Below are 5421 nucleotides of genomic sequence, written 5' to 3' on the forward strand. Positions count from 1 at the left end.
GGGGCTTTCGAGGACGCGTCGACGAGAACGAAGGCGAGAGAAGTCACACCGGAACAAGGGCCTAGCCCGCGAGTCTTTTCCGCGCTCGCTGCCAACCCACGGCCATGGAGGAACTCGAAGTCGAACTCGAGCGCGCTCGCGACCTCGAGGTGGCCGAGCTCGCGGACGCCATCGAGACGATCGGCTTCGAGTGCACGCGCTGCGGGGCGTGCTGTAAGAGCGAGGACGACGACCCGCACACGGCGACCGTGTTCCCCGACGAAGTCCGGGAGCTGGAGGACGCCACGGAGCGCGACTGGCGCGAGATTGCGCGCCCGATGCCGTACGGGCTCGACGAGGACGGCAGCGGGGAGACGTTCGAGTGGGCGCTCCAGACCGCTGCCTGCGGGGACTGCACGTTCTACGAGGAAGACGAGGACGGAACGGGAGCGTGCACAGTCCACGACAGCCGGCCGCTCATCTGCGAGACGTACCCGTTCAGCGTCGCGCTCGGCGGGACGAGCCAGCCGATGGGCGAGGCGGTCGACGAGTCGGGGATGGTCCGGGCGCACGAGTGCGAGGGACTCGGCCGGGACATCTCCCGGGAGGACGCCGAGTCGCTGGCAGAAGCACTGAAAGAGCGCGCGGTCCGCGAGCTCGAGGAGGCCGTCGACGTCCGGGACAACTACGAGCCCGCGGACCCCGAGCCCGGGGAGACGGTCGTCCACGACTCGGAGGGCGCGAAGCGCCCGGACGGGACGGTTTACGAGGGCTGACGGCGCGAGCGGTGGGAGGCGTCACCGTGACAATCGTTAAGTCACGGGGCCGACACGCAAGAGTGGAGGCCCGTCATGGAAATCTCTGACCAACTCCTCTGTCTGTTCAGTGCGGAAGTGACTGTGAAGGACGACGAGTACGTCGTCGAAATCCCGCGGAGCGAAGTCGAAGCCGGCTCCGTCGAGCCCGGCGACGTCTACCGCGTCGCGCTCATCTCGCAGGCCGACGCCGAGACCGACGCGGACGCCGAGTCCGCCGGCGAGCCGGCCGACGCCGAACCCCAGCCCCCCGTCGAGGAGGGCGAGATCCGGTACGTGGAAGTCGAGGACATCGGCAAGCAGGGCGACGGCATCGCGCGCGTCGAGCGCGGCTACGTCATCATCGTGCCGGACGCGAGATCGGCGAGCGCGTGAAAGTCGAAGTGACCGAGGTGAAGTCGAACTTCGCGGTCGGCGAGATCATCGAAGACGAGTACTGAGGCGCGCTCCTTACTGGGTGAACTTCGCGAGGTCCGCGCCGTCGACGCTCGGCGTGGAGTCGTGGGGCCGGTCGACGAGCAGGTCGCCGGCCGTCGACTGCCCGATGCCGGGAATCGCCGTGAGTTCGTCCATCGACGCCTCGTTGACGTCCAGCGGGTGCGGGACGCCCGTCACCGACCGGTAGCCGTGGTCGGTGACCGCGACGTCGATGGTCCGGCCGAGTTCGCGCTCGCCGGGAATCCCGACGAGCAGCGAGTACGTCCCGAGCTGCCGACCGAACGTCTTCCCGTCCTGGTGGTACTCGAGGTGGACGTCCTTCAGGAGGGTGCCGGGCGGCACCACGCGGTTCAGCATCGCGTTGTCGATCTCCTCCCGGACCTCCTGCTTGTAGCGCTTGAACTGCTGTTTGTGGTCCTCGGCGAGCTGGGCGCCCGTCTGCTCCATGTCGGTGCCCTCGAACGCCATCACCTGTCGGATGTTGATGCGCCGGAGCATCAGCCCCTCGTCGAGCACGCTCCGGAGGAACCGCTTGTTGTGCGCGAACGTCTCCTCGCGCTCGCCCGTGAGCCCGTGGACGAGGTTGATGCCCGGGAGAATCTTCGGCAGCCGGTTCGTGGCCTCGTCGCCCCACGTGGGGGCGTCCTCGGGCGACTCGCCGGGCCGCCAGCCGCCGACCTCGTTGACGACGCGGACGGCCTCCAGGCACTCCTCGGCGGACACGAGGAGGTTGTTCTCCTCCTGCACCACGGGGTCGGCGGACTCGAGCCCGAACGCCGCGGTGTCGCCGGCGGTGTTGTGCTCGGCGATGATGCGGATGGCCTCCCGGGACTGCTCGGGGTAGTCCACGATTGTCACCGGGTTCATGTTGTCGAGGTGGAGTGTCTCCAGCTCGGGCGCAACCTCCCGGATGCCGCCGTAGAGCCGCCGGAGCGCGTCCGGGTTCGGCGCCTCGCCGTCGCCGCCGAACGCGAGGATGTCCGCCTGCCGGCCGAGCCGGAAGTGCCGCGCGCCGTGGTCGTAGAGGTTCCCGACCTCCCGCACGACGCTCTCGGCGCTCCGGAAGCCGGGGTCGCCGTACATCGGCTCCGTGCAGAACGAACACCGGTACGCGCAGCCCCGCGAGGTCTCCATCTCGCAGATGAGGTAGTCGGGGTAGTTCGGGTGCTGTTCGACGACGAACGCGCCCTTCGCGCCCCAGCGGTCGATCTCCTCGTTGTCGCGGTAGCGGTCCTCGAACCCCTCGAGGCCGTTGTTCACGAGGTCGTAGACGGCGGCCTCGACGTCCGCCATCGCGAGGAAGTCGAAGTCGAGGTCCGACCGTTCCATCTCCTGTGCGCCGGCGTTCTCCTCGCCGACGCCGAAGCGGACGGGCCCGCCCATGATGCTCGTGCCGTCGGCGAGCCACGCCAGCTCGCGGACCTCGTCGGGCTCGGCGGGCGTCCCGCCGACGTACTTCCCGGGGACGGTCATCCCGCCGACGTAGACGAACAGGTCGGCGTCCGCGACGTCGTTGAACTTCGACTTGTCCTCGCGGAGTTCGTCGATGGTATGGTACGTGATCCGCTCGGCGGGGACGCCCGCGTCGACGAGCGCGCCGGCCGCGTACCGCGGATACGTGGAGATGTACGGCGGCACGCCGAAGTGCGCCGGCTCGTCGACGTAGCCGTCGACGAGCGTCACGTCCAGCTCCGCGGGGTCGATCCATGCACCGGCGTTGGGCTTCGACGCGTAAGAACGTAACTACACGGACCCGCGAGCGCCGGTCGCGGCCCGGTGCTGGGCGAGCAGACAGCCCGCGAGCACGAGGTACGAGCCGATCGTGGGCGGGAGGACGAACGAGAAGAGGGTGCGCGCGGCGTCCCGGACGACGGCGGCGAGGCCGACCGGCAGGACGGCCGTCATCGTGGTGACGCTCGCCCACGTCACGGGAATCAGGAGGAGAATGGCACCAGCGAGGACGAGCCGTCGCGGCCAGCCGGCGTCGAGGACGTACAGCAGCGGGAGCAGCGGGAACAGCACGAGGACGACGTAGAACGGTTCGAGCGGGAGCAACAGCAGCGTGGCGAGCAGCGTCCCCTGGAGGGCGACGAGGCGGCTCCGGAGGTCCGCGACGACGCGGTTCACGCCCGCGAAGACGGGCGCGAGGACGACAGCGCCGACGGGCAGCAGCCACGTCGAGCCGAGGCCGGGTGCGAGCACGGCCAACTGCCGGCGAATCGTGACGAACGGGGCTGTCGGGTCGGGGCCGCCGGCGAACGACGCGACCGCGGCTTCGCCCGCGAGCGTCTCCGTGACGTACGCGACGGAGGTGGCGGGCCCGAAGACGAGCGCGCCCGCGGCGAGCCCCGCGATGCCGGTCGCGGTCGCGGCGGCGACGGCCCGCCACGCGCGCCGGCGGAGCAGCCAGACGCCGACGAGCGCGGGGAACAGTTTCACGAGCGCGACCAGTCCGAACGCGGCGCCGGACGCGCGCCGGCGGTCGCGTTCGAGGAGGACGGCGCCGCCCGCGAGGCCGAGCGCGAGCAGCGGGTTCACCTGCCCCATCACGAGGTTGAGGCCCGTGGGGCCGACGAGGAACACGGCCGCAGCGAGGAGCGCGCGGTCGAGCGTAGCGAGACCGCGGCCCGAGCGAGCGGTGGAACCGTGAGCCGCGCGTTCGAACGTAGCGCGTTCGACGGTGCGGACGACGATGGCGGCGAGGCCGGCGAGCGCGGCGAGGTTCAGGAGCGTCTGGAACGCGAACGCGAGGAGGGGGTCGCCGAGCGCGGCGTGCGGCGCGAACGCGAGCACGACCGCGGGCGGGTACCGGAACCCCGTCTGGCCGATGGGGTTGACGGCGTAGAAGTCCGCGCCGCGGAGGGCGGCACGCGCCGAGTAGTAGTAGACGTCCGTGGCGAGCGCGACCTGCTCGGGGTTGCGCAGCGGGAACAGCGCGGTGTTCGCGACGCCCGCGAGCACGCTGGCGAGGAGGACGAGCCGGGGCGCGCGGACCGAGGGCATGACTCACGCACCGGCGCCGCGGCACTTTCGTCTTGCGGAGGCCGGAGTCGTTCTCACCGCAGCCCGCTGCTTTATGCCCGCGCCGCCCCAACCACCGGGTATGCCCGCGACGGAGGAACTCAAGTGCACGAGCGACGACTGCGAGCTCGACATGTTCGAGAACCACTACACGTACGACGTCAGCGAGGACCTCACGGTCGAGGACCTCCAGTGTCCGCTGTGTGGTGGCACAGACTGCCTCGAGCGCATCGAACTATGACGGCCCGCGAGTTCGCGGCGGACCTCGGCGACGCCGTCTTCGAGCGGCTCGGCCGGGCGGCCTCGCGGATGCAGGAGGAGACCCCGCTCCCGGTGGACGTCCTCGAGAGCGACGACGAGTACCTCGTGGTGTTCGACGCGCCGGGCGCGACCGCCAGCGACGTGCAGGTCCACTACGTCGACGGCGCCGTCGAGGTGCGCGTCGACCGGTTCCGGGCGTTCCGCGAGGAGTTCGAGATGGCGTTCCCGGGCCGCGGCCTCCAGCTGGACGGGCGCGCGGAGCTCCCCGCGGACGCCGTCGTGGAGGCGGACGCGGCGCGCGCGGAACTGCGCGACAACGGGACGCTGTACGTCTTCCTGCCGAAGGGCGAACCCGAGGGCACCGCGGTCGACGTGACCGCCGCCGACGAGGAGTAGCGGCTCACTCGACGGTCATCCCTTCGGTGACGTCGAAGACCTCGTCGCCGTCGAAGCGCGTCGGGTCGAACGCCGGAACGGTCTCGCCGCCCAGCACTGCGTCTGCGATTGCTTCTCCCGTCGCCGGCGCGCGCATGAAGCCGTGGCCCTGCCAGCCCGCGGCGACGTAGAGGCCGTCAGCGAGTTCGCCGAGCAGGGGGTCGCGGTCCGGCGTCGCCGTGCAGAGGCCCGCCCACGCGCGCCGGACGTCGGGCTCCCAGTCGACGAGGCGGTCGGCGAGTCGCTCGCGCGTCGCGGCCACGAACCAGTCGTCGCCCCGTTCGTCGTACGACTCGGGGTCGGCTTCGGCCTCCTCGGTGCCGTCGCCGGCGAGCACGCCCTCGGGGTGGGGGCGCGCGTAGTAGCCCTCGGTGGCGTCGTAGAACGTCGGAATCGCGTCGGGGAACGCGGCGGTGAGCGCCTGCGCGCGGTAGGCCTTCACCGGCACCGTGACGCCGGCGTCGGCGAGCAC

6 protein-coding genes and 1 pseudogene are annotated in these 5421 nt (G+C 71.0%); 4 read left to right on the forward strand and 3 right to left on the reverse strand.

Features of this window, described 5'->3' with window-relative positions:
- Positions 1-104 precede the first annotated feature (104 nt).
- Positions 105-755: a YkgJ family cysteine cluster protein gene (locus GJ634_RS13900; RefSeq protein ID WP_157503468.1), complete on the forward strand. Its 651-nt coding sequence runs from the start codon at positions 105-107 to the stop codon at positions 753-755.
- 75 nt (positions 756-830) lie between these two features.
- Positions 831-1234 (forward strand): annotated as a pseudogene (locus GJ634_RS13905) (TRAM domain-containing protein).
- A gap of 10 nt (positions 1235-1244) precedes the next feature.
- On the opposite strand, the gene GJ634_RS13910 reads toward GJ634_RS13905, so the two are convergent.
- Complete coding sequence (locus tag GJ634_RS13910) at positions 1245-2915, reverse strand: radical SAM protein (protein WP_394350901.1); 1671 nt, start codon at positions 2913-2915, stop codon at positions 1245-1247.
- Between the two features lie 60 nt (positions 2916-2975).
- Entirely contained in the window at positions 2976-4235 is a 1260-nt protein-coding gene (locus tag GJ634_RS13915; protein ID WP_157503470.1) for a glycosyltransferase family 87 protein, read from the reverse strand.
- 100 nt (positions 4236-4335) lie between these two features.
- Between GJ634_RS13915 and GJ634_RS15655 the strand changes: the two genes are divergently transcribed.
- Together GJ634_RS15655 and GJ634_RS13920 are read left to right on the forward strand one after the other, a co-directional pair.
- The gene (locus GJ634_RS15655; RefSeq protein ID WP_197425538.1) at positions 4336-4494 is read left to right on the forward strand and encodes a hypothetical protein; all 159 of its coding nucleotides are present in this window, start codon (positions 4336-4338) and stop codon (positions 4492-4494) included.
- Positions 4491-4910: an Hsp20/alpha crystallin family protein gene (locus GJ634_RS13920; protein ID WP_157503471.1), complete on the forward strand. Its 420-nt coding sequence runs from the start codon at positions 4491-4493 to the stop codon at positions 4908-4910. The genes GJ634_RS15655 and GJ634_RS13920 overlap by 4 nt, the downstream gene beginning before the upstream one ends.
- 4 nt (positions 4911-4914) lie before the next feature.
- Here GJ634_RS13920 and GJ634_RS13925 read toward each other — a convergent pair.
- Positions 4915-5421: FAD-binding oxidoreductase (locus GJ634_RS13925; RefSeq protein ID WP_157503472.1), on the reverse strand; the 507-nt coding region annotated here is incomplete at its 5' end.

It is taken from the genome of Halobacterium sp. CBA1126, assembly GCF_009741975.1.
GTDB lineage: Archaea > Halobacteriota > Halobacteria > Halobacteriales > Halobacteriaceae > Halobacterium.

What these genes read in the sequence shown, in the direction of transcription:
- GJ634_RS13900 (WP_157503468.1), top strand. Translation starts at nt 105, where the DNA reads ATGGAGGAACTCGAAGTCGAACTCGAGCGCGCTCGCGACCTCGAGGTG.
- GJ634_RS13915 (WP_157503470.1), bottom strand. Translation starts at nt 4,235, where the DNA reads ATGCCCTCGGTCCGCGCGCCCCGGCTCGTCCTCCTCGCCAGCGTGCTC.
- GJ634_RS15655 (WP_197425538.1), top strand. Translation starts at nt 4,336, where the DNA reads ATGCCCGCGACGGAGGAACTCAAGTGCACGAGCGACGACTGCGAGCTC.
- GJ634_RS13920 (WP_157503471.1), top strand. Translation starts at nt 4,491, where the DNA reads ATGACGGCCCGCGAGTTCGCGGCGGACCTCGGCGACGCCGTCTTCGAG.